Here is a 19,329-nt window from a genome sequence, read left to right as displayed (position 1 = left end):
GGGGAGGGTGGTTCAGTGTTTGGTGTCGCCAACCGGAAAATCGTCGGTCGCCGCGCCGCCGTCTTCGGCGTCTTCCTCGCTCTCGTCGCCGTCGTGGGCCCAGAAGAGGCGGTCGGGCATGGCGTGGCCCATGCCGGGCTGGAAGCCCGCGTCCAGGCATTGGTCGAGGTAGGTCAGGGCCTCGCCACAGGCGGTCTGCAGGTCGGCACCCACGGCAATCAGGGCGGCGAGCGCGGCCGACAAGGTGTCGCCCGCGCCGGTGAAGGTGGCTTCAAAGCGTTCGTAGCGTGCGGTGGCCAGCACCGTTTCGGGTGTGGCCAGGTGGCTTTCCAGGTACTGGTCGGCGGCGTTGATGCCGGTCACCAGGGTGTAGGGCACCCCGTGTTCGGCGGCGGCGCGCGCCACATCGCGTGGGCCGGGGGCTTTGTCGTCGGCCCAGTCGGGCAGCAGCCAGCGGCACAGGGTGCTGTGGTTGCCCACCAGCACGGTGGTCTGGGGCAGCAGCAGCTCGGCGAAGGCGTCGAGGTAGTTCTCCATGTCCACCTCGTTCCACCAGGCCAGGCTGGGCATGTAGGCCACCAGCGGCAGGTCGGGGTAGTCGGAGGCGATTTCGGCGATGGCGCTGAGGTTTTCGGGCGAACCCACGAAGCCGACCTTGATCGCCTGCACGGCCATGTCTTCCAGTGCGCAGCGGGCCTGGTCGTCCACCGCCTCCTCATCGAAGGCGATGTGGCCGTGGATGTCGCTGCTGTCGCGCACATAAGCGCCGGTGACCACCGGCAACACATGGGCCGAGGCGCTGGACATGGCGGCCACGTCGGCGCCCAGGCCACCGGCACCGCTGGGGTCGTTGGCGTTGAAGGCCATCACACAGGGCAGCGAGACGGACTCGCCCGAACTGGACGTGGCGTTGGTATCAAGGGGGGAGGGCATTCGGAAGACGCTGGGCGTGGTGAGTGGGACGGTCTGGCGATGCCGGCCGTGCCCACGGGCGCTGCCTAGGGGCTGGCTACAATGAAACCATTTTAAGACAATGATTTTTCCTGCATCATGACCGAACCCCAGACTTGGATGTGCCTGATTTGTGGCTGGATTTACGACGAGGCCGCAGGCGCGCCCGACCATGGCATCGCTGCCGGCACCAAGTGGGCCGACGTGCCCATGAACTGGACCTGCCCGGAATGCGGCGCCCGCAAGGAAGATTTCGAGATGGTGGCGATCTGATGCCCACCCCCGCGCCCGACGCCGTCTGAGCGAATTCAAGACCGGAAGCAGTTGTTCATGACCGACATCACTTCTTCTGGACTCAAGGTGTTGGTGGTCGATGACAGCCAGACCATCCGGCGCAGCGCGGAGATGTTTCTCAAGCAGGGCGGCCACCGTGTGGTGCTGGCCGAGGACGGCTTCGATGCCTTGTCCAAGATCAACGACTTCCAGCCCGACCTTGTTTTCTGCGACATCCTGATGCCGCGCCTGGACGGCTACCAGACCTGCGCCATCATCAAACGCAACGGGCGGTTTGCACGCATTCCCGTGGTCATGTTGTCCTCGCGCGATGGCGTGTTCGACAAGGCGCGCGGGCGCATGGTGGGGGCCGAAGAGCACCTCACCAAACCCTTCACCCGAGACCAGTTGCTGCAGGCTGTGGCCGCACACGCGGCCTTGGCCACACAAAAGACAGGAGCCCATTGATGGCGGTCCATGACATCCTGGTGGTGGACGATTCCCGAACCGAGCTGATGTACCTGCGCGACCTGTTGGCGCGCCACGGCTTTTCCGTGCGAACCGCCGAGAGCGCCGACGAGGCCTACCGCCAGATGGGCGAGGCTTTGCCCGATCTGATCCTGCTGGACGTGGTCATGCCCGGGCAGAACGGTTTCCAGCTCACCCGCCACCTGAGCCGCCACCCGCAGTACGGCAAGGTGCCCGTGTTCCTGTGCACCAGCAAGAGCCAGGAGACCGACCGTGTCTGGGGCCTGCGCCAGGGCGCGCGCGACTACATCACCAAACCGGTCAACGCCGATCTGCTGCTGGCCAAGATCGCCGCGGTCGATCAATCGGGGGCCAGCCTCTGATGCTGTGACAGCGCACCCATGACGACCCAGGAGACACCCCCAACCCCACCCGCCGGCCGCACCGCCGCCCACTGGCTGGGTGTGGCCTGTGGTGGCCACCGTTTCTTGGTGCCGTTGGCGCAGTCGGGTGAAATTGCCGCGCCCTCCGCCGTGCAGCCGTTGCCCCATGCCAAGGCCTGGGTGCGGGGCGTCACCACCCTGCGTGGCGAGCTGTACACCGTGGTCGATCTTCTGGCGTGGCTGGGTTGGCCGGCGCTGGCGGACGACACACCCGGCCAGGCCCGTTTTGTGAGTGGCAGCGGTCTGCTGGGCGTCAATGTGTTGTGGCCGGTGGACCAGCTGCTGGGCTTGCGCAGCGCCGACAGCTTTCGCCCCGCGCCCGAGCCCGTGCCCTCGCCCGTTGTGCGCCAGGTGCTGGCCGACGCGCAGGACAACGTCTGGTACGACCTGGACCTGCTGGCCTTGTGCGAGCGGGCCGATTTTCTTGACATCCACCAGCGCCCGGCCAGCACCGGGAGCCCCTGAGCACCATGGCGTTGATGAGCACATTGCGAGGCCTCTTCGGCCGCCGGGACCCGCTGGACGACGTTCCGCTGAACGCGCCCAGCGCGTCGGAAATCATGGACCCCGCGTCGGGTCTGAGCTCGTCCACCTTCGGCTCCGATTCCATCCTCTCGGTGCCCGCTCACGGCGCGCAGGGCGCAGGCCCGGCCACCCGCCCGGCGGCGCTGGAGCAGGCGATGGACGACCGCGTGGCCCTGCCTTTGTTGGGCAGCCGCAGCGCTGACAGCCACCAACGCTTGCTGGTGGGCGGCTTGACCACCATGCTCGTGTTGACCGGCGTGTTGGTGGCCTACCAGTGGTACCGCAACACATCGGCGGCGCCCGGGCCGGCCGCGCCAGCCCAGGCCGCATTGCTGGGGGCGCAGCAAGTGGTGCGGCTGAGCACAGCGGCGGTGTCGGGTGAGCGGGCGGCCTTTGATGCCTTGAAACAAGCCGATCAGGGCTTGCGGCGCGACCTGCAGACGCTGGCCGAGGTGGACAGCAGCCTGGCCGCATCCGCCCAAGCCCTGGAGGGCACGGTGGGTGTGGTGCTGGCTCAGCAAAACGCCTTGTTGCGTCTGCCCGATCAACTGGCCCAGGTGCGCCAGCTCAGCGCGGCGCAGGTGGACGTGGCCGATGGCCTGCTGGCCCAGCTGCTCCAGAACGGCGCGTCCACCAACGACGTGGCTGCCGCTGCCCAGCTCGCGCGTCTGCTGCACCGCGTGCGGCTGGCGGCGGTCACCTTTGCCACACCCGCTGGGGCTTCTGCGCCTGCGCTGGTGGCCTTGGGGCAAGACGTGAACGACATGCTGGAGCGCATCGAGGTCCTCGTTGCCAGCGCGCGCCGCAGTCCGCCGCGCGACCTGCGCCAGCGCGACTTGCTGGAGCAGTTGCAGCGCAACCACCCTGCGTTGCTGAACGCCACCAACGCCTTGCTGACGACCTTGCAGGACGTGGGACCACCGCGTGAGGCGCAGCGCCAGTTGCAGCGCGACGTTGAGCCCCTGTTGCAGCGCCTGCAGGGGTTGTCCGGGCGCGGCGCCGACAGCGACACAGGTGCGGGTGTGGCCTTGTTTGCGGCGGCGGCCACGGCGGTGCTGGCCTTGTTGTGCATCTGGGGCCTGGTGCAACTGCAGTTGCGCACCAGCCAGCGCCGCCAGGGCGCGGCTGAAAAGCTGCAAAGCCTGGCCACCGCGCAAGAGCGCGACGCACGGCGCATCAACGACGCCACCCAGGCCGCCATCCTGCGCTTGATGAACGAACTGCAGGACGTGGCCGACGGCGACCTGACCAAACAGGCCACGGTGAGCGAAGACATCACCGGCGCCATCGCCGACTCCATCAACTACACGGTGGAGGAGCTGCGCAACCTGGTGGGCCAGGTGCAGACCAGTGCCGAGCGTGTGGCCCAGACCACCGCCACGGTGGAGAACACCTCCATCGAACTGCTGGCCACCTCCACCGAGCAGTTGCGCGAGATCCGTGAAACCGGCCAGTCGGTGCTGGACATGGCGCAGCGCATCCAGCAGGTGTCGGTGCAGGCCCAAACCTCGTCCGACGTGGCGCGCCAATCGGCCCAGGCGGCTGAGTCGGGCCTGCAGGCCGTGCAGGCCAGCATGGGGGGCATGAACCACATCCGCGACCAGATCCAGGACACCGCCAAACGCATCAAGCGCTTGGGCGAGTCGTCGCAGGAAATTGGCGAGATCACCGAGCTGATCTCCAGCATCACCGAACAGACCAATGTGTTGGCCCTGAACGCCGCCATCCAGGCCGCCTCTGCCGGCGAGGCCGGCCGGGGCTTCTCGGTGGTGGCGGAAGAGGTGCAGCGCCTGGCCGAACGCTCGGCCAACGCCACCCGCCAGATCGCCGATCTGGTGAAGGCCATCCAGACCGACACCCAGGACGCCGTGCTGGCCATGGAGTCGTCCACCCAAGGGGTGGTCGAGGGTGCGCGTCTGTCGGACAACGCCGGCGCGGCCCTGGCCGAGATCGACCGCTACTCGCGCCAGGTGGCCGAGCTGGTGGGCCAGATCGCGCTCTCCACCTCGCGCGAGGCCGAGCTGGCCAGCGGCACGGCCGAGAACATTCAGCACATCTTTGCCGTGACCGAGCAGACCGGCGAGGGCACCAAGTCCACCGTGCAGCAGGTGCGTGAGCTCACCCGGATTGCAGATGAATTGCGCCAGTCGGTGTCGCGCTTCCGGATTGCCTGATGGACAGCCCCCACGCTCCACCGCTGCGCGGGTCGCTGCCCCCCGAGGGGGCTGATCCGTCTTGGGGCGGCCCGGCGACGGATCGTTCGGAGGCGGACGACCTCAGCCCCCTGGCCTGGGTGCACGAAGAGGTGTTGCGCAGTCTGACCGATGCGGTCGCGGCGCTGCAGCGCTTTGCGCAAGCCCACCAACTGGCGCGCCAGACCGATTTGTCCAGCGTGGACGACGCCGACCTGCGCATGGCCCGCCAGCAATTGCACCAGGCCGTGGGCGCGCTGGAGATGGTGGGCATGGTGGCCGCCGCCCAGGTGTTGCGCGCGCTGGAGGCCGCCGTGCAGCGCTTCGTGCAAAAGCCCGATGCCTGTGACGACTCGGCGCTGGTGACGTTGGCGCGTGTGAGCGCCGCCCTGAGCGACTACCTGCAGCGGCGCGTGCGCCAGCGCCCGGTGTCCGACCTGCACCTGTTCCCCGCCTACCGCGACGCGCAAACCCTGGCTGGCGCCGACCGCATCCACCCGGCTGACCTGTGGGCTTTCGAGCACCACGGTGTGTTGCTGCCCGGCAGCCTGCCACCCGATGGGGCGGCCCCTGCCTACGGCGCCACCTTGCGCGCCCAGCTGGACCGCCACATCCTGCCCGTGGTCAAGTCGCTCGACCCCACGGCCGCTGGTGCTTTGGCTGGTTTGTGTGACGCGCTGTCGGCTGCCGTGCCCCCAGGGCAGAGCGATGTGCCCGACACCGTGGCCACCTTCTGGCGCGTGGCGGCCGGTTATTTTGACGCCGTGGCCCAGAGCGGCTTGCCGCCCGACGTGCACACCAAACGCGCGGCCTCGCGCGTGTTGCTCCAATACGCCGCGCTGGCTCAGGGTCGTTGTGACGTCTCCGACCAGCTGGTGCACGACTTGTTGTTTTTGTGCGCCCAGGCCCAGCCGACTGACCCCGCGCAAGCCGCACATTGGCAGGCGGTGCGGTCTGCCTTTGGCCTGACCGACCACACGCCGGTGGACGTGGAGCAAGTCCGCCTGGGGCAACTCGATCCCGAACTGCTGGCTGAAGCGCAGACCGTGCTCAAACGTTGCAGCGAGCGCTGGGCCCAGGCCAGCGACGACGGGCCCTTGGCCGCGACCGCCTGGGCCGACCTGCCTGAGGCCATGCGGGCCTTGCACCACAGCGTCAGCCGTGTGTGCCCGCCGGCGGCACCCTTGGCGCAGGCCTTTGCCGACGCCATGGACCACCTCGGCGGGCAAGCCGACCGGCTGGGCCCACAGCTCGCCCTGGAAGTCGCCACCGGCCTGCTGTTTCTCGATGCGACGTTGCAGGACTTCGACCCTCTCGATGACAGCCTGGGCGAGCGCGCCACCCAGTTGGCACAGCGGGTGACCGCTGCGGCCAAGGGCGAGCCCTTGCCCGACCTCGCGCCCTGGATGGAGCAGCTCTACCGCCAATGGAGCGAACGCCAGACCCTGGGTAGCGTCGTGGAGGAGGTGCGTCGCACCTTAACCGAGGCCGAGGCCCACCTTGACCGCTTGGCGCGCGACCCCACTCAACGCCAAGGTCTCGATGCCTTGCCCGCGCGTTTCGCGCAAATGCAGGGCGTGTTGTCGGTGCTGGGCTTGCAGGATGCCGCGCGCACCGCGCAGGCCATGGAGGCCACCGCCAGTGACCTGCTGGCCGGGCGTGCCGATCTGGGTTCGCCCGCTTGGCGCAGCCTGGTGCACAACCTGGGCGCCTTGGGTTTTTTGGTTGACGTGCTGGGCTTGCACGCGGCATCGGCCCAGCGGGGCTTTCGTTTTGATGCCGAGGCGGGCGAACTGCGCCCGCTGGTGGCAGTGGGTGGCCGTGCGCCAGCGGCGGTGCCCGAGGTCACCACGGTGGCGGTCGAACCTGTGGCCGTTGCGCCGGCGGAGGCGCCACCCGCAGAGACGACCCCGGACGACGAAGAGGCCGAGCTGCTGGCCATCTTCATCGACGAAGCGCGCGAGGTGCTGGCCAGTGGCCAGCAGTCGGTGCTGACCTTGGCGCGCGAAAGCACGCAGCTGGGGGCCATGACCACCTTGCGCCGTGCCTTCCACACGCTCAAGGGCAGTGCCCGCATGGTGGGCTTGTCCGACTTCGGCGAGGCCGCCTGGGCCATGGAGCAGGTGCTCAACGCCCGTTTGGCTGAGCAGGCGCCAGCCGATGCGCCCCTGCTCGACCTGGCCCGCGAGGCGCTGGCCGCCATGGCCGAGTGGGTCGATGCCCTGGCGCAGGGTCAGCCCACGGTTTGGACCGCCGAGGCCTTTCAGCGCAGCGGCCAGGCCCTGCGCGATCAAGGGGTGTACCTGCCCCTGGCTGCGGCCGCACCTGCGCCCGAGCCCGCTCTGGTGCCGGTGCCCGAGCCAGTGCCCGAACCCGAACCCGAACCCGAACCGGCTTTCGAAGCCTTCGACGAGCAGGTCAAGGTCATCGGCCCGCTGCGCATCGGCCTCAACCTGTTCAATGTCTACCTCAACGAGGCCGATGAATGGTCGCGTTGCCTGTGCAACGCGTTGGCCGAATGGGCCTTGGGGCCAGAGCGTTTGCCGCCCGACACCACCGTCGCCTGGGCCCACTCTTTGGCGGGCAGTTCCTTCACCGTCGGCTTTGAACGGCTGGGCCAGGCCGCCCGCTCGCTGGAGCACGCCATCGAACGCCTGCGGCAGGTGCCGGTCCCAGCGGGCCGGCGCCTGAGCGACGAAGCGCGCCAGTTGCCCGTGGCGGTGGCCGAGTCCCTGCGCCACCTGCTGCACCAGTTTGCGGCCGGTTTCCTCAAAGAGCCCGACGGCCCCACGCTGGAGCGCCTGAGCCGTTGGCCCGAAACCGGCGACTGGGTGGCCTTGCTGGTGCCTCAGCCTGCACCCGCGCCCGCGCCGTTGTTATTGCCTGAGCCCGCACCGACGGACAGCCCCTCGGCCGACATCCCTGACGCCGACCTCTTTCACGTGTTCGAAGAAGAGGCGGCCGACCTGCTGCCGCGCTTGGGCGGCGCCCTGCGCCAGTGGGTGGCCCGGCCCGACAACAGCAGCGCACGCGCCGAGGTCTTGCGCAACCTGCACACCCTCAAGGGCAGCGCGCGGCTGGCCGGGGCCATGGGCCTGGGCGACATGGCGCACCAGATGGAAAGCGCCGCCGAAGCGGTGGTGCCCGGCGCTGGCGAGGCCGATGCCTTGCGCGATTTGCAGGCGCGTTTTGATGCCTTGAGCCTACGGCTGGACAGCTTGCGCACCGGGGCCCCCGAAGCCGATGCGAGCGCTCCTGACGCGCCGGAACCCACCACCGAGCCGGTGCCGCTCACATCGCCGGATGCCCCGGTGCCCGAGGCGGAGCCGGCCAATGCCCATGGTGTGCTGGCGCCGCGTGTGCCCACGCCCCGCGTGAGCAGTGCCGCCGCCAGCACGGTGCGCGTGCGCCCCGATCTGCTCGACCGGCTCATGAACCAGGTCGGTGACGTGATGCTCACCCGCTCGCGCATGGAAGACGAGTTGCACACGCTGCGCGCCTCGCTGCAAGACCTCACCGGCAACCTGGCCCGCTTGCGCGAGCAACTGCGTGATCTGGAGCTGCAGACCGAATCGCAACTGCAGTCGCGCCAGGCCCACCAGTTGCAGGCCGGCCGCGTGGTCGATGCGTCTTTCGACCCGTTGGAGTTTGACCGCTACACCCGCGTGCAGGAGCTGACCCGCATCATGGCCGAGTCGGTCAACGACGTGGCCACGGTGCAGCGCAACCTGCAACGTGCGGTGGACGTGACCGAAGATGGCCTGGTGGCCCAGGGTCGCCAGAGCCGCGAGCTGCAACGCGACCTGCTGCGTACCCGCATGGTGGACTTTGACACCGTGGCCGAACGCCTGCACCGCGTGGTGCGCCAGGCCGCGCAGGAAAGTGGCAAACAGGCGCGGCTGGTGGTGAGCGGCGCACAAATTGAAATGGACCGCAGCGTGCTCGATCGCATGGTGCCGGCCTTCGAACACCTGCTGCGCAACGCCGTGGTGCACGGCATCGAAACGCCGGCACAGCGTGTGGCTGCCGGCAAGCCCGCAGAGGGGCAGATCGATGTCGCCCTGAGCCAGGAAGGCAACGACGTCGCGCTGGTGTTCTGCGACGACGGTGCCGGCCTGGATTTGCAACGGGTGCGCGACAAGGCCGTGGCCTTGGGCCGCCTACCCGAAGGTGCGCCGATGGACAACGCCATGTTGACCCAGTTGGTGTTTGAGGCCGGGCTGAGCACCGTGGCCGAAGTGTCGGAGCTGGCCGGGCGGGGCATTGGCCTGGACGTGGTGCGCAACGAGGTCTTGTCGCTCGGTGGCCGCATCGAGGTGGCCACCGAGGCCGGGCGCGGCGCGCGCTTCACCCTCGTGTTGCCGCTGACCACCGTCGTCACCCAGGTGCTGCTCTTGCGTGCGGGTGATTTCACCTTTGGTGTGCCCGCTGCCCTGGTGGAGCAGGTGCATCGCGTGGATGTCGCCATCGTGCGCGCGTCCGGTCCGGTGGGCGAGCTCGCGCCGCAAGGCACGGCGCTGCCGCTGTACTGGGCCGGCGCCTTGCTGGAACAGTCGGTGGGCAGCCGCGAGTCGGGCAAGCTCGCGCCGGTCTTGCAGCTGCGCAGCGCCACCCAGCGTGTGCTGTTGCACGTGGACGAGGTGCTGGGCAACCAGGAGGTGGTGGTCAAACACCTGGGGCCACAGCTGTCGCGTCTGCCCGGCGTGGCCGGCATGACGGTGTTGGCCTCGGGCGCGGTGGCGCTGATCTACAACCCCGTTGCGCTGGCCGCCGTTTACGGCGCCAGCACGCAGGTGTGGCTGCGCCAGGCCGGCGAACGCGCGTCCCGCCAGCCGGCGCCGACCACACCTCTGGTGCTGGTGGTGGACGATTCCATCACCGTGCGCCGCGTCACCCAGCGCCTGCTGCAGCGCGAGGGCTACCGTGTGGCGCTGGCCATCGATGGCGCACAGGCACTGGAACGATTGCGCGAAGAACTTCCGGTGGTGGTGCTCAGCGACATTGAAATGCCCGGCATGGACGGTTTTGAACTGGTGCAGCAGATGCGCGCAGATCCCGAGCTCAAGCGCCTGCCGGTGATCATGATCACCTCGCGCATCGCCGACAAACACCGCGAGCATGCCCGGCAGCTGGGGGTGGACCACTACCTGGGCAAGCCGTACGCCGAGGACACCTTGTTGGCCCTGGTGGCTGGGTATTCGCGCCTGGGCGTGCCGCACTGAAATGGCAGCAGAATCGTCTGCGGCACAGGCCCTGGCACCACATACCCCGGCGCTCATGGCCTTTCCAGGTGTGGAAGCCCTGTTGGCCGCCAGCGACCAGGCCCTGTACAAGGCCAAACACCAGGGGCGCAACCGGGCGGTGCTCGCTTGAAATTGCGCCTTCAGCCCGCTGTGGGTGTGGCCAGGGGCGGCTCGCGGTAGATCAACACCTTGAGGGCGCGCTCGGGGTCGGTGTCGGCGAACGCCGCCGGGTTGGGCAGGCGTTGTTCGAAGGTCAGCCCGGGCGCGTGGTCACGCACCAAGCCATGCAAAAAATCGCTGCCCAGTTCGGGCGCGTTCAAACACAACATGGCGCGGCCGTCGGGGGCCAGCAGGTCGGGCAGGCGACGCAGCAGGCGAGCGTAGTCCTTGGTCGCCACAAAGCTGCCCTTCTGGTAGCTGGGCGGGTCTACCACCACGATGTCGTAGGGGCCACCGCGCGTGAGCTTGCCCCAGCTTTTGAAGATGTCATGGGGCAGAAAACGGGCACGGCCGGTCAGGCCGTTGAGCGCATGGTTCTGTTGCCCGGTGGCCAGCGCGCCCGAGGCCATGTCCACATTGAGCACGCTGCGCGCACCGCCTTGCAGCGCCGCCACCGAAAACGCGCAGGTGTAGGCGAACAGGTTGAGCACCTTGGCGCCTTGCGCATGCCCGCGCAGCCAGCGCCGGCCCTCAGCCATGTCCAGAAAGAGCCCGTGGTTCTGGCCGCGCAGCAGGTGCGCCCGGTAGCGCACGCCGGCTTCGCTCACCTCATGCGGTTCGGGCACGGCGCCACACAGCAGCCGGGTTTCGCTGTGGTTGGGCTGGCGCAACTGCAGCACCAGGTTCAGCGGCTCGCCCGGCGCAATGGCCTGCCAGCGCGCGGCCAGCGCCGCCTGCAGCGTCGCAACGGTGGGCTCGTCGGTGTCGCCAAAACAGGTGAGCAGCCAGACCGGCGGGTAGGCGTCCAGTGTCCAGCGTTCGCAGCCGGGATGTTGGCCGCCCCGGCCGTGGAACACGCGCTGGGCATCGGTGGAGCGCGTCAACTGCGCCATGGTGTCGAGCAGGGCTTGCATCAGCGTGTGGGCAGGGGAGGCAGTCCGTGGCGGCGGCGCGCCTGTTCGCAGGCGGCGCTGCCTTCTTCAAACTCGCGACAGGGGTTGGGCCGCCACTCGTAGATGCCGCAACCCACCCGCTCGCCGATGCGGCCCGACAACGCCGCGCAGCGCGGCCGTGCGTGGTCGGTGCCACGCATGCGCCGCAGGCTGTCGGTCACGGGCACACACAGGCCGGTCGGTACGCTGCCGCCTTCTTCTTCGGATTCGTACACCGAAAAATCGACGCGGAAGCTGGCGCAGCAGGCGCCGCAGGATTGGCAGTGGTTCACGTGCTCAAGCCAAGCGTCCCAGCAGCAGGTACTCCATCAACGCCTTCTGCGCGTGCATGCGGTTCTCGGCCTCATCCCAGACCACACTTTGGGGGCCGTCGATGACTTCGGCTGCCACCTCTTCGCCCCGGTGAGCGGGCAGGCAATGCATGAAGATAGCGTCGGGCTGGGCCACGGCCATCATGGCTTCGTCCACGCACCACTGCGCGAAGGCTTGGCGACGCACTTCGTTTTCGGCTTCAAAGCCCATGCTGGTCCAGACGTCGGTGGTCACCAGATCCGCACCGCGGCAGGCCTCGCGCGGGTCGGCGAAGACTTTGTAGCAGGCCGGGTTGCTGATGCCGGCCAGTTCAGCATTGACCTCGTAGCCGCTGGGCGTGCTCACGTGCACGGTGAAGCCCAGCAGCTCGGCCGCCTGCAACCAGGTGTTGGCCATGTTGTTGCCATCGCCCACCCAGGCCACGACCTTGCCCTTGATGGCGTCCAGCGGGTTGCCGCTGGTGGCGGGCCGGTGTTCGACCAGTGTGAACAGGTCGGCCAGGATTTGGCAGGGGTGGAACTCGTTGGTCAGGCCGTTGATGACCGGCACCCGCGAGTGGGCCGCAAAGCGCTCAATCTTGGTTTGCTCGAAGGTGCGGATCATCACGATGTCGACCATGCGGCTGATGACCTTGGCACTGTCCTCAATCGGCTCGGCGCGGCCCAGCTGGCTGTCGCCGGTGGTCAGGTGGACCACGCTGCCACCGAGCTGGTACATGCCGGCCTCGAAGCTCACGCGGGTGCGCGTGCTGGCCTTCTCGAAGATCATGGCCAGGGTGCGGTCGGGGTCGGCGAAGGGGTGGTGCTTCTCAAAGGCCTTGAACTTGGCCTTGATGAAGGCCGCGCGCTGCAGCAGGTAGGCGTACTCGTCGGCCGTGAAGTCCTTGAACTGCAGGTAGTGCTTGATGGGGGTGGCGATCATGCTTGCGCCTCGCTCAGGAACTGTTTGATCTGCGGCACCAGGATGGCCACGATTTCGTCCGCCTCGGCAGCGCTCAGGATGAGCGGCGGCACCAGGCGGATCACGCTGTCGGCGGTGACCGAGAGCAGCAGGCCGGCGTCAGCGCAGCGCTGCAGCAACACGCCGCAGGGGCGGTCGAGTTCGATGCCCAGCATCAGGCCCTGGCCGCGCACTTCTTTCACGCCCTTGACGTTCATGAGCTGCGTCACCAGCGCGGTCTGCAGGTGGGTGCCCACCTTGGCCGCATGGGCCAGCAGGCCGTCTTCTTCCATGATGCGCAGGGTTTCGATGCCGGCGCGCATGGCCAGCGGGTTGCCACCGAAGGTGGTGCCGTGGTTGCCGGGTTGGAAGATGTTGGCGGCTTTTGCGCTGGTCACCACCGCACCCACGGGCACGCCCGAGCCCAGGCCCTTGGCCAGGGGCATCACGTCGGGCTGGATGCCGGCCCACTGGTGGGCAAACCATTTGCCGGTGCGGCCAATCCCACACTGCACCTCGTCGATCATCAGCAGCCAGTCGCGGTCATCGCACAACACGCGCAGCTCGCGCATGAAGTCCACCGTCATGGGGTGGATGCCACCTTCACCCTGGATGGCCTCGAAAAACACCGCAGTGATGTTCTTGTTGCCTTCCGTGGCCTTGCGCAGCGCTTCGATGTTGTTGCGTGGCACGCGGACGAAACCTTCCACCAGCGGGCCGAAGCCGGCGTGGATTTTGGGGTTGGCGGTGGCGCTCAGCGTGGCAATGCTGCGGCCGTGGAAGGCGCCTTCGAACACCACCACCTCGGGGCGGGTGATGCCCTTGTCGTGGCCAAACTTGCGCGCCAGCTTGAGCGCGGCCTCGTTGGCTTCCAGGCCAGTCGAGCAGAAGAACACGTTGGCCATGCCCGTCAGCTCCACCAGCTTGGCCGCCAGTTTCTCCTGGCCGGGCACGTGGTAGTAGTTGCTGCAGTGGATCATCTGGCCGATCTGCTCTTGCAGCGCCTTCACCAGCTTGGGATGGGCGTGGCCCAGGGTGTTGACGGCGATGCCGCCCAGGCCGTCCAGGTAGGCTTTGCCATTCACGTCCCAGACTCGGCAGCCCTTGCCATGCGACATCGCGATCGGGAGTCGACCGTAGGTGTTCATTACATGGGGCGAGGCGGCTTCGATGTGAGCGGTCATCCGAAAATCTCCGTGGTGGCGTGGCCTGAAAAAACAGTCGGCCCAACGTGGGTGGGCCGTTGAAAGCCGATTTTAGGCCCAGAGTTTGCTTGTGTTCTGTGACGATTCGACATGGCTGTGATGCCTTCAGTGAGGGGCGCCCAGCCGACGGTTGCCATCCTCAAGTCTTATATAAGATAGAATACTTGCTGCACCGCAACACCCGGCGATCCCGGTACGCTTGCACCTTCTCCATTTTTCTCCAGGGCCGTCACCCATGGTCGCTCCTTCCGCCAAAGAAGTCTTCATTCAGGGGGTCACCCTCAGTGGCAAGACCTTTCGGCCCAGTGACTGGGCCGAGCGGCTGGCGGGTGTCATGAGTTCCTTCCGTCCCGGCGGTGCCCACCCCGGCAGCCACCTCAGCTACTCGCCCTGGTGCATTCCCACCACGTTGGGCGGTGTGAAGTGTGTGGTGGTCCACCGCGATCTGCGCGAAGCCGAACCCATGGCCTGGGACTTCTGCATGAACTTCGCGCGCGACAACGAGTTGCAGGTGGTTGAGGCTTGCCTGATGCCGGACGAGCGGCCCCGCTGACCGACCCTTTTTGCATCGACAGGCAACAAAAAACCGCCCGAAGGCGGTTTTTGCTTTTTCTTTGCTGGCAGCGCACCCGATTCAAACGGCGGGCGGGTTCATCAGAGCCCGGCCCGGGCGGTTGACCTGAGGCAGGTCAGGCGGCTGCGGTGGCCAGGGTCTTGACCTTGGCCGACAGGCGGCTCTTGTCGCGAGCGGCCTTGTTCTTGTGGAAGATGCCCTTGTCGGCCACGATGTCCACGACTTGCTGCATCTTGGCAAACAGTTCGGTGGCCTTGGTTTTGTCGCCAGCCAGAACAGCCTTTTCGACGTTCTTGACAGCGGTGCGGTATTTGGAGCGCAGCGAGGTGTTCGCGGCGTTCAGTTTGACGTCCTGGCGGGCGCGTTTGCGGCCAGAAGCCAGACGGGGGTTTTTCTTTTTGGGTTTGGCGGTTGCCATATGAGTGTCCTTAAGGGTTTGTGGATGTTGCCAGCAAAGCCCTACATTATAGCCTTGGGCCAGAAAACGGCCAAACAATGAGAGGGAGCATCACATGAAGTGGGAAAACAACCGCCAGTCCGACCAGGTCGAAGACCGCCGCAACAACCCCGGTGGCGGTGTGCCCGGCGGGCGGCGCCTGGGCGGCCGGGGCGTGGGCCTGGGCACCGTTGTGATCGCGCTGGTGGCCGGCTGGGCGCTCGGCATCAACCCCCTGACCGTATTGAGTGTGCTCAGCGGTGGCGACTTGGCGCCTTCCGCACAGGTGGAAAGCGCCCCCGCTGGCCCTGCCAGCGCGCCCTCGGACGAGATGGGCCGCTTTGTCGCCTCGGTGCTGGGCGGCACCGAGGACGTGTGGGGCCAGATCTTTCAAGCCAACGGTGCGCAATACGCCAAGCCGCGCCTGGTGCTGTTCCGTGGCGCCACACCCACGGCATGTGGCACCGGCCAGGCCGCCATGGGTCCTTTCTACTGCCCGGGCGATCAGAAGGTCTACATCGACCTGAGCTTTTACGACACCTTGAAGCGCCAGTTGGGGGCGCCTGGCGATTTTGCCCAGGCCTATGTGATCGCCCACGAAGTGGGCCACCACGTGCAGAACCTCATGGGCATCACCGGCAAGATGGACCAGATGCGCGGGCGCGTGAGCGAGCGCGAATACAACCAGATGAGTGTGCGGGTGGAGTTGCAGGCCGACTGTTTTGCCGGCATCTGGGCCCACCACAACCAGAAGAGCGGCGCCATTCTGGAGCCTGGCGATGTGGAAGAGGCGCTCAACGCGGCCGCTGCCATCGGCGACGACGCATTGCAGCGCAAGTCGCAAGGGCAGGTGGTGCCCGACAGCTTCACCCACGGCAGCAGCGAGCAGCGCCAGCGCTGGTTTCACACCGGCCTCAAGACCGGCAACGTGCAGGCCTGCGACACCTTTGCCAGCCGCACGCTGTGACGCGGGCTTTGCGGCATTTCGGCCTTCTGAAGGCAAAGTGAGACAATACGGGCCGAAATGACACAATCTTTTTCCGAACTGTCTCTCGCGCCCACACTGGCGCGCGCCGTGGCCGAAATGGGCTACGAGAACATGACGCCCATCCAGGCGCAGGCCATTCCTGTGGTGCTGCAGGGGCATGACGTGATGGGCGCTGCCCAGACCGGCACCGGCAAAACCGCCGCTTTCTCGCTGCCGCTGTTGCAGCGCCTGCTCAAGCACGAGAACGCCTCCACCTCGCCCGCGCGCCACCCGGTGCGCGCCCTGGTGCTGTTGCCCACGCGCGAGCTGGCTGACCAGGTGGCCGAGCAGATCAAGCTCTACGCCAAGTACACCCAGATGCGCAGCACCGTGGTGTTTGGCGGCATGGACATGAAGCCGCAGACGCTGGAACTGAAAAAGGGCGTTGAAATCTTGGTGGCCACGCCGGGCCGCCTGCTGGACCACATCGAGGCCAAAAACTGTGTGCTCAACCAGGTCGAGTACGTGGTGCTCGACGAGGCCGACCGCATGCTGGACATCGGCTTTCTGCCCGATCTGCAGCGCATCCTCAGCTACCTGCCCAAACAGCGCACCACGCTCTTGTTCAGTGCCACCTTCTCGCCCGAGATCAAACGCCTGGCGTCGAGCTACCTGCAAGACCCGGTCACCATCGAGGTGGCGCGCTCCAACGCCACCGCGTCCACGGTGGAGCAATGTTTCTACCGGGTGGAAGACGAAGACAAGCGCCGCGTGATGCAGCAAATCCTGCGCGAGCGGGGTGTCAAGCAGGCGTTTGTGTTCGTCAACAGCAAACTTGGTTGTGCGCGCTTGGCGCGTTCGTTGGAGCGCGACGGCCTCAACACCACCGCCCTGCACGGCGACAAGAGCCAGGACGAACGCCTGAAGGCGCTTGATGCCTTCAAAACCGGCGCGGTGGACCTGCTGGTGTGCACCGACGTGGCCGCGCGTGGCCTGGACATCAAGGACGTGCCGGCGGTGTTCAACTTCGACATCCCGTTCAACGCCGAGGACTACGTGCACCGCATCGGCCGCACGGGCCGCGCGGGCGCATCGGGTCTGGCGGTGTCCTTCGTCACCGGTCGCGACGCACGCAACCTGGGCGACATCGAAAAGCTGATCGGCAAAAAGGCCGAGTTCGTGCCGGTGGAGCCTGAACCCGAGCGCCGCCCCGGTGGCCGCTACAACGACGGCCAGCGGGTGTGGCAGCAGCCACAGCGCGACGAGGGTTCGGCGCGCCCGATGGCCCGTGCGCCGCGCGCACCGCGCCCGGCCAGCGACCCCTTCTTCGACAAACCCTACGAGCCCACCGCAGCGCCCGAAGCCAAACCCTCATGGGAGGTGGCCGACAAACCCGCTGCGCGCAGCGTCTCGCCCAACATCAAGCCCAAGAAAAAAGTGGCCGCCCTGTTCAAGGCGACCGAACGGACCCCCGAGACCGAATCCTGAATGAGCCCGCCTTCGGGTGGTGTCATGTGGTGATCAGGCCCGGTTTCTGGGCTTGCTCGCAGCGCACCTGCAGCACCTCCACCTGGCCTGGTGTGTCCAGCAGGCGCGCCGCGCTCAGGCACCCGCCCCACACACAGCCGGTGTCCAGCGCCAGCACATCGGGGCGCTGCAACAGCCCCAGCGTGGACCAGTGCCCAAACGCCACAGGCGTGCCGGCGCTGCGGCGCCCTGGCACCTCGAACCAAGGCACAAATCCCGTTGGGGCCGCATCGGCGCTGTCCTTGGTGTCGAAATCCATCACCCCGTCGGTGCGGCAAAAGCGCAGCCGCGTGAGCGCGTTCACCACCACCCGCAGGCGTTCGGCGCCTTGCAGGCCGTCGTGCCAGTGGTTGGGTTGGTTGCCGTACATCTGGTGCAAAAAATCCGCCCAGTGTGGGCCGGCCAGCACCGATTGCACCTCGCCTGCCAGGGCCAGCGTCTGCGCCGCCGTCCACTGGGGCAACACCCCCGCATGCACCATCAGCCAGCCGTGGGCTTCCAAGGCCAGCGGTTGTGCGCGCAGCCAGTCTATGAGCTGGCTGCGGTCGGGCGCGCTCAGCACCGCCTGCAAGGTGTCGCTTTTGTGGGGCTTGCGCACACCTTGTGTGAGCGCCAGCAGGTGCAGGTCGTGGTTGCCGAGCACACATCTTGCTGAACCGTCGAGCGCGATCACGCGCCGCAACACCGCCAGCGACTGCGGGCCGCGGTTGACCAGATCGCCCAGCAGGTACAGCGTGTCGCGGCTGGGCGAAAAAGTAATGTGGGCCAGCAGCCGCCCCAGGGCGTCGTCGCAGCCTTGCACATCCCCAATCATGTAAAGTGCCATGCACAAATTATGGACATCCTGCTGATCGTTTTCCTCACTGTGCTCAACGGCGCCTTCGCCATGTCGGAATTGGCGCTGGCTTCCAGCCGCAAGGCGCGTCTGCTGGCCATGGCCGAAAGTGGCGACAAAGGCGCGCAGACGGCGCTCAAGTTGCTCGAAAACCCGACCCAGTTCCTGTCCTCGGTGCAGGTGGGCATCACCTCCATCGGCATGCTCAACGGCATCGTGGGCGAAGCCGCCTTCAGCGGTGGCCTGGCGACCAGCCTGTCGGGCTGGGGCATGCCCGAGGCGGCGGCCGAGGTCACGGCCACCACGGTGGTGGTGGTGGTCATCACCTTCATCACCATCGTTTTTGGCGAGCTGGTGCCCAAGCGCATCGGGCAGCTCTATCCCGAAACGGTGTCGCGTTGGGTATCGCGTCCGATGGCGTGGGTGGCGCGCATTGCGCGGCCGTTTGTGAGCCTGTTGTCGGCCACCACCTCGGGTGTGCTGGCGCTGCTGCGTGTGAATGTGAACGCACAGCAGACCGTGACCGAAGACGAAATCAACGCCAGCCTGGAGGAGGGTGTGGGCGCGGGCATCATCGAGGCGCACGAGCACCAGATGGTGCGCAACGTGTTTCTTTTGGACGACCGGCAGTTGGGCTCCATCATGATCCCGCGTGCCGACATCGAATGGCTGGATGCCAGCGAAAGCCTGGACGCGGCGGTGCGCCGCGCCTGGGCCACCGGCCACTCCTGGTACCCGGTGTGCCGGGGCGGGCTGGACGACGTGGTGGGCGTGATCCACCTGCCGCGTTTGCTGGCGCTGCTGGAGCAGGGCGTGACCGAGACCCTGCAAACCCTGGCGGAGCCGGCGGTGTTTGTGCCTGAGACTCTCAGCGGCATGGAGCTGTTGGAGCAGTTCCGCGCCCGTGCCACGCGCATGGTGTTTGTGGTGGACGAGTACGGCGTTGTTCAAGGCCTGCTCACACCGCTGGACATGCTGGAAGCCATCACCGGCGAGCTGTCGCCACAGACGCCGGTGGACGCCTGGGCGACCGAACAAAGCGATGGCTCGTGGTTGCTGGACGGTGCCATGCCGGTGCCCGAGCTGCGCGCGAGGCTGGACATCAAGGACGAACTGCCCGACGAGGACAAGGGCCGCTACAACACCGTGGCCGGCCTGATGCAGACGGTGGCCGGCGAGCTGTTGGCCGTGGGCGAAGCGGTGGAATGTGTGGGCTGGCGCTTCGAGGTGCTGGCGCTGGACGGGCGGCGCATCGACAAGGTGCGCATCACACCCGCGCCCGATGAAGGCAGTGGCTCAGACACCGGGCCGGCCTCTACCCACTGAC

At 67.2% G+C, this 19,329-nt stretch carries 18 protein-coding genes; 11 read left to right on the top strand and 7 right to left on the bottom strand.

All coding sequences use genetic code 11. The features are described 5' to 3' along the window. Positions 1–12 precede the first annotated feature (12 nt). Positions 13–933 carry a bifunctional hydroxymethylpyrimidine kinase/phosphomethylpyrimidine kinase gene (gene thiD / locus ACFQPB_RS10720; RefSeq protein ID WP_382203439.1) on the bottom strand — a complete coding sequence of 307 codons (921 nt, stop codon included), beginning with the start codon at positions 931–933 and terminating at the stop codon, positions 13–15. Positions 934–1,050: 117 nt separating this feature from the next. On the opposite strand from thiD, the gene ACFQPB_RS10715 reads away from it, so the two are divergent. Genes ACFQPB_RS10715 through ACFQPB_RS10685 form a run of 7 tightly spaced genes read left to right on the top strand, consistent with a single transcriptional unit; the run spans position 1,051 to position 10,225 of the window. After that, a complete protein-coding gene (locus ACFQPB_RS10715) occupies positions 1,051–1,224 on the top strand; it encodes a rubredoxin (RefSeq protein WP_382203441.1) in 174 nt (57 codons plus the stop codon). Between the two features lie 57 nt (positions 1,225–1,281). Next, complete coding sequence (locus tag ACFQPB_RS10710) at positions 1,282–1,692, top strand: response regulator (RefSeq protein WP_382222885.1); 411 nt, start codon at positions 1,282–1,284, stop codon at positions 1,690–1,692. After that, positions 1,692–2,075, top strand: coding sequence for a response regulator (locus ACFQPB_RS10705; protein WP_382203445.1), 384 nt, complete (start codon positions 1,692–1,694; stop codon positions 2,073–2,075). The genes ACFQPB_RS10710 and ACFQPB_RS10705 overlap by 1 nt, the downstream gene beginning before the upstream one ends. An 18-nt stretch (positions 2,076–2,093) precedes the next feature. Beyond that, positions 2,094–2,600 carry a chemotaxis protein CheW gene (locus tag ACFQPB_RS10700; protein ID WP_382222882.1) on the top strand — a complete coding sequence of 169 codons (507 nt, stop codon included), beginning with the start codon at positions 2,094–2,096 and terminating at the stop codon, positions 2,598–2,600. Positions 2,601–2,614: 14 nt separating this feature from the next. Further along, entirely contained in the window at positions 2,615–4,834 is a 2,220-nt protein-coding gene (locus ACFQPB_RS10695) for a methyl-accepting chemotaxis protein (RefSeq protein WP_417453389.1), read from the top strand. Next, positions 4,834–10,074 carry a hybrid sensor histidine kinase/response regulator gene (locus ACFQPB_RS10690; protein ID WP_382222877.1) on the top strand — a complete coding sequence of 1,747 codons (5,241 nt, stop codon included), beginning with the start codon at positions 4,834–4,836 and terminating at the stop codon, positions 10,072–10,074. Before ACFQPB_RS10695 ends, ACFQPB_RS10690 begins: the two co-directional genes overlap by 1 nt. Before the next feature lies 1 nt (position 10,075). Beyond that, positions 10,076–10,225 carry a hypothetical protein gene (locus tag ACFQPB_RS10685; protein ID WP_382222874.1) on the top strand — a complete coding sequence of 50 codons (150 nt, stop codon included), beginning with the start codon at positions 10,076–10,078 and terminating at the stop codon, positions 10,223–10,225. A 10-nt stretch (positions 10,226–10,235) separates the two neighbouring features. Here the strand turns inward: ACFQPB_RS10685 and ACFQPB_RS10680 are convergent, their stop codons facing one another. Genes ACFQPB_RS10680 through ACFQPB_RS10665 form a run of 4 tightly spaced genes read right to left on the bottom strand, consistent with a single transcriptional unit; the run spans position 10,236 to position 13,642 of the window. Next, positions 10,236–11,168, bottom strand: a complete 933-nt coding sequence (locus ACFQPB_RS10680; protein WP_382222871.1) for a class I SAM-dependent methyltransferase — start codon at positions 11,166–11,168, stop codon at positions 10,236–10,238. Next, the gene (locus tag ACFQPB_RS10675) at positions 11,168–11,479 is read right to left on the bottom strand and encodes a YkgJ family cysteine cluster protein (protein ID WP_382222868.1); all 312 of its coding nucleotides are present in this window, start codon (positions 11,477–11,479) and stop codon (positions 11,168–11,170) included. The genes ACFQPB_RS10680 and ACFQPB_RS10675 overlap by 1 nt, the downstream gene beginning before the upstream one ends. A 4-nt stretch (positions 11,480–11,483) precedes the next feature. Further along, complete coding sequence (gene argF / locus ACFQPB_RS10670) at positions 11,484–12,440, bottom strand: ornithine carbamoyltransferase (RefSeq protein WP_382222865.1); 957 nt, start codon at positions 12,438–12,440, stop codon at positions 11,484–11,486. After that, positions 12,437–13,642: an aspartate aminotransferase family protein gene (locus tag ACFQPB_RS10665; RefSeq protein ID WP_382222862.1), complete on the bottom strand. Its 1,206-nt coding sequence runs from the start codon at positions 13,640–13,642 to the stop codon at positions 12,437–12,439. The genes argF and ACFQPB_RS10665 overlap by 4 nt, the downstream gene beginning before the upstream one ends. A 256-nt stretch (positions 13,643–13,898) precedes the next feature. Here ACFQPB_RS10665 and ACFQPB_RS10660 point away from each other — a divergent pair, with 256 nt between their 5' ends. Further along, on the top strand, positions 13,899–14,216 hold the full coding sequence (locus tag ACFQPB_RS10660; RefSeq protein WP_382222859.1) for a DUF3579 domain-containing protein: 318 nt from the start codon (positions 13,899–13,901) through the stop codon (positions 14,214–14,216). Between the two features lie 136 nt (positions 14,217–14,352). On the opposite strand, the gene rpsT is transcribed toward ACFQPB_RS10660, so the two are convergent. Further along, a complete protein-coding gene (gene rpsT / locus ACFQPB_RS10655) occupies positions 14,353–14,655 on the bottom strand; it encodes a 30S ribosomal protein S20 (protein WP_382203468.1) in 303 nt (100 codons plus the stop codon). Positions 14,656–14,749: 94 nt separating this feature from the next. Between rpsT and ypfJ the strand changes: the two genes are divergently transcribed. After that, on the top strand, positions 14,750–15,640 hold the full coding sequence (gene ypfJ / locus ACFQPB_RS10650) for a KPN_02809 family neutral zinc metallopeptidase (protein ID WP_382222857.1): 891 nt from the start codon (positions 14,750–14,752) through the stop codon (positions 15,638–15,640). A gap of 57 nt (positions 15,641–15,697) precedes the next feature. Next, a complete protein-coding gene (locus tag ACFQPB_RS10645; RefSeq protein ID WP_382203472.1) occupies positions 15,698–17,128 on the top strand; it encodes a DEAD/DEAH box helicase in 1,431 nt (476 codons plus the stop codon). 22 nt (positions 17,129–17,150) lie between these two features. Here the strand turns inward: ACFQPB_RS10645 and ACFQPB_RS10640 are convergent, their stop codons facing one another. Next, positions 17,151–17,993 (bottom strand): symmetrical bis(5'-nucleosyl)-tetraphosphatase, encoded by an 843-nt coding sequence (locus ACFQPB_RS10640; protein ID WP_382222854.1) that lies wholly within the window; start codon positions 17,991–17,993, stop codon positions 17,151–17,153. A 9-nt stretch (positions 17,994–18,002) separates the two neighbouring features. Here ACFQPB_RS10640 and ACFQPB_RS10635 point away from each other — a divergent pair, with 9 nt between their 5' ends. Beyond that, positions 18,003–19,328 (top strand): hemolysin family protein, encoded by a 1,326-nt coding sequence (locus tag ACFQPB_RS10635; protein WP_382222851.1) that lies wholly within the window; start codon positions 18,003–18,005, stop codon positions 19,326–19,328. Position 19,329 lies beyond the last annotated feature (1 nt).

The organism is Hydrogenophaga atypica, from assembly GCF_042665215.1.
Classification (GTDB): Bacteria; Pseudomonadota; Gammaproteobacteria; order Burkholderiales; family Burkholderiaceae_C; genus Hydrogenophaga; species Hydrogenophaga defluvii_A.
The sequence above is the reverse complement of the archived record's forward strand: the minus strand, read 5'-3'. Positions and strand labels throughout refer to the sequence as shown.

Coding starts and splice junctions, on each gene's coding strand:
- thiD (WP_382203439.1), bottom strand. CDS start 933: ATGCCCTCCCCCCTTGATACCAACGCCACGTCCAGTTCGGGCGAGTCC.
- ACFQPB_RS10715 (WP_382203441.1), top strand. CDS start 1,051: ATGACCGAACCCCAGACTTGGATGTGCCTGATTTGTGGCTGGATTTAC.
- ACFQPB_RS10710 (WP_382222885.1), top strand. CDS start 1,282: ATGACCGACATCACTTCTTCTGGACTCAAGGTGTTGGTGGTCGATGAC.
- ACFQPB_RS10705 (WP_382203445.1), top strand. CDS start 1,692: ATGGCGGTCCATGACATCCTGGTGGTGGACGATTCCCGAACCGAGCTG.
- ACFQPB_RS10700 (WP_382222882.1), top strand. CDS start 2,094: ATGACGACCCAGGAGACACCCCCAACCCCACCCGCCGGCCGCACCGCC.
- ACFQPB_RS10695 (WP_417453389.1), top strand. CDS start 2,615: ATGAGCACATTGCGAGGCCTCTTCGGCCGCCGGGACCCGCTGGACGAC.
- ACFQPB_RS10690 (WP_382222877.1), top strand. CDS start 4,834: ATGGACAGCCCCCACGCTCCACCGCTGCGCGGGTCGCTGCCCCCCGAG.
- ACFQPB_RS10685 (WP_382222874.1), top strand. CDS start 10,076: ATGGCAGCAGAATCGTCTGCGGCACAGGCCCTGGCACCACATACCCCG.
- ACFQPB_RS10680 (WP_382222871.1), bottom strand. CDS start 11,168: ATGCAAGCCCTGCTCGACACCATGGCGCAGTTGACGCGCTCCACCGAT.
- argF (WP_382222865.1), bottom strand. CDS start 12,440: ATGATCGCCACCCCCATCAAGCACTACCTGCAGTTCAAGGACTTCACG.
- ACFQPB_RS10665 (WP_382222862.1), bottom strand. CDS start 13,642: ATGACCGCTCACATCGAAGCCGCCTCGCCCCATGTAATGAACACCTAC.
- ACFQPB_RS10660 (WP_382222859.1), top strand. CDS start 13,899: ATGGTCGCTCCTTCCGCCAAAGAAGTCTTCATTCAGGGGGTCACCCTC.
- rpsT (WP_382203468.1), bottom strand. CDS start 14,655: ATGGCAACCGCCAAACCCAAAAAGAAAAACCCCCGTCTGGCTTCTGGC.
- ypfJ (WP_382222857.1), top strand. CDS start 14,750: ATGAAGTGGGAAAACAACCGCCAGTCCGACCAGGTCGAAGACCGCCGC.
- ACFQPB_RS10645 (WP_382203472.1), top strand. CDS start 15,698: ATGACACAATCTTTTTCCGAACTGTCTCTCGCGCCCACACTGGCGCGC.
- ACFQPB_RS10640 (WP_382222854.1), bottom strand. CDS start 17,993: ATGGCACTTTACATGATTGGGGATGTGCAAGGCTGCGACGACGCCCTG.
- ACFQPB_RS10635 (WP_382222851.1), top strand. CDS start 18,003: ATGGACATCCTGCTGATCGTTTTCCTCACTGTGCTCAACGGCGCCTTC.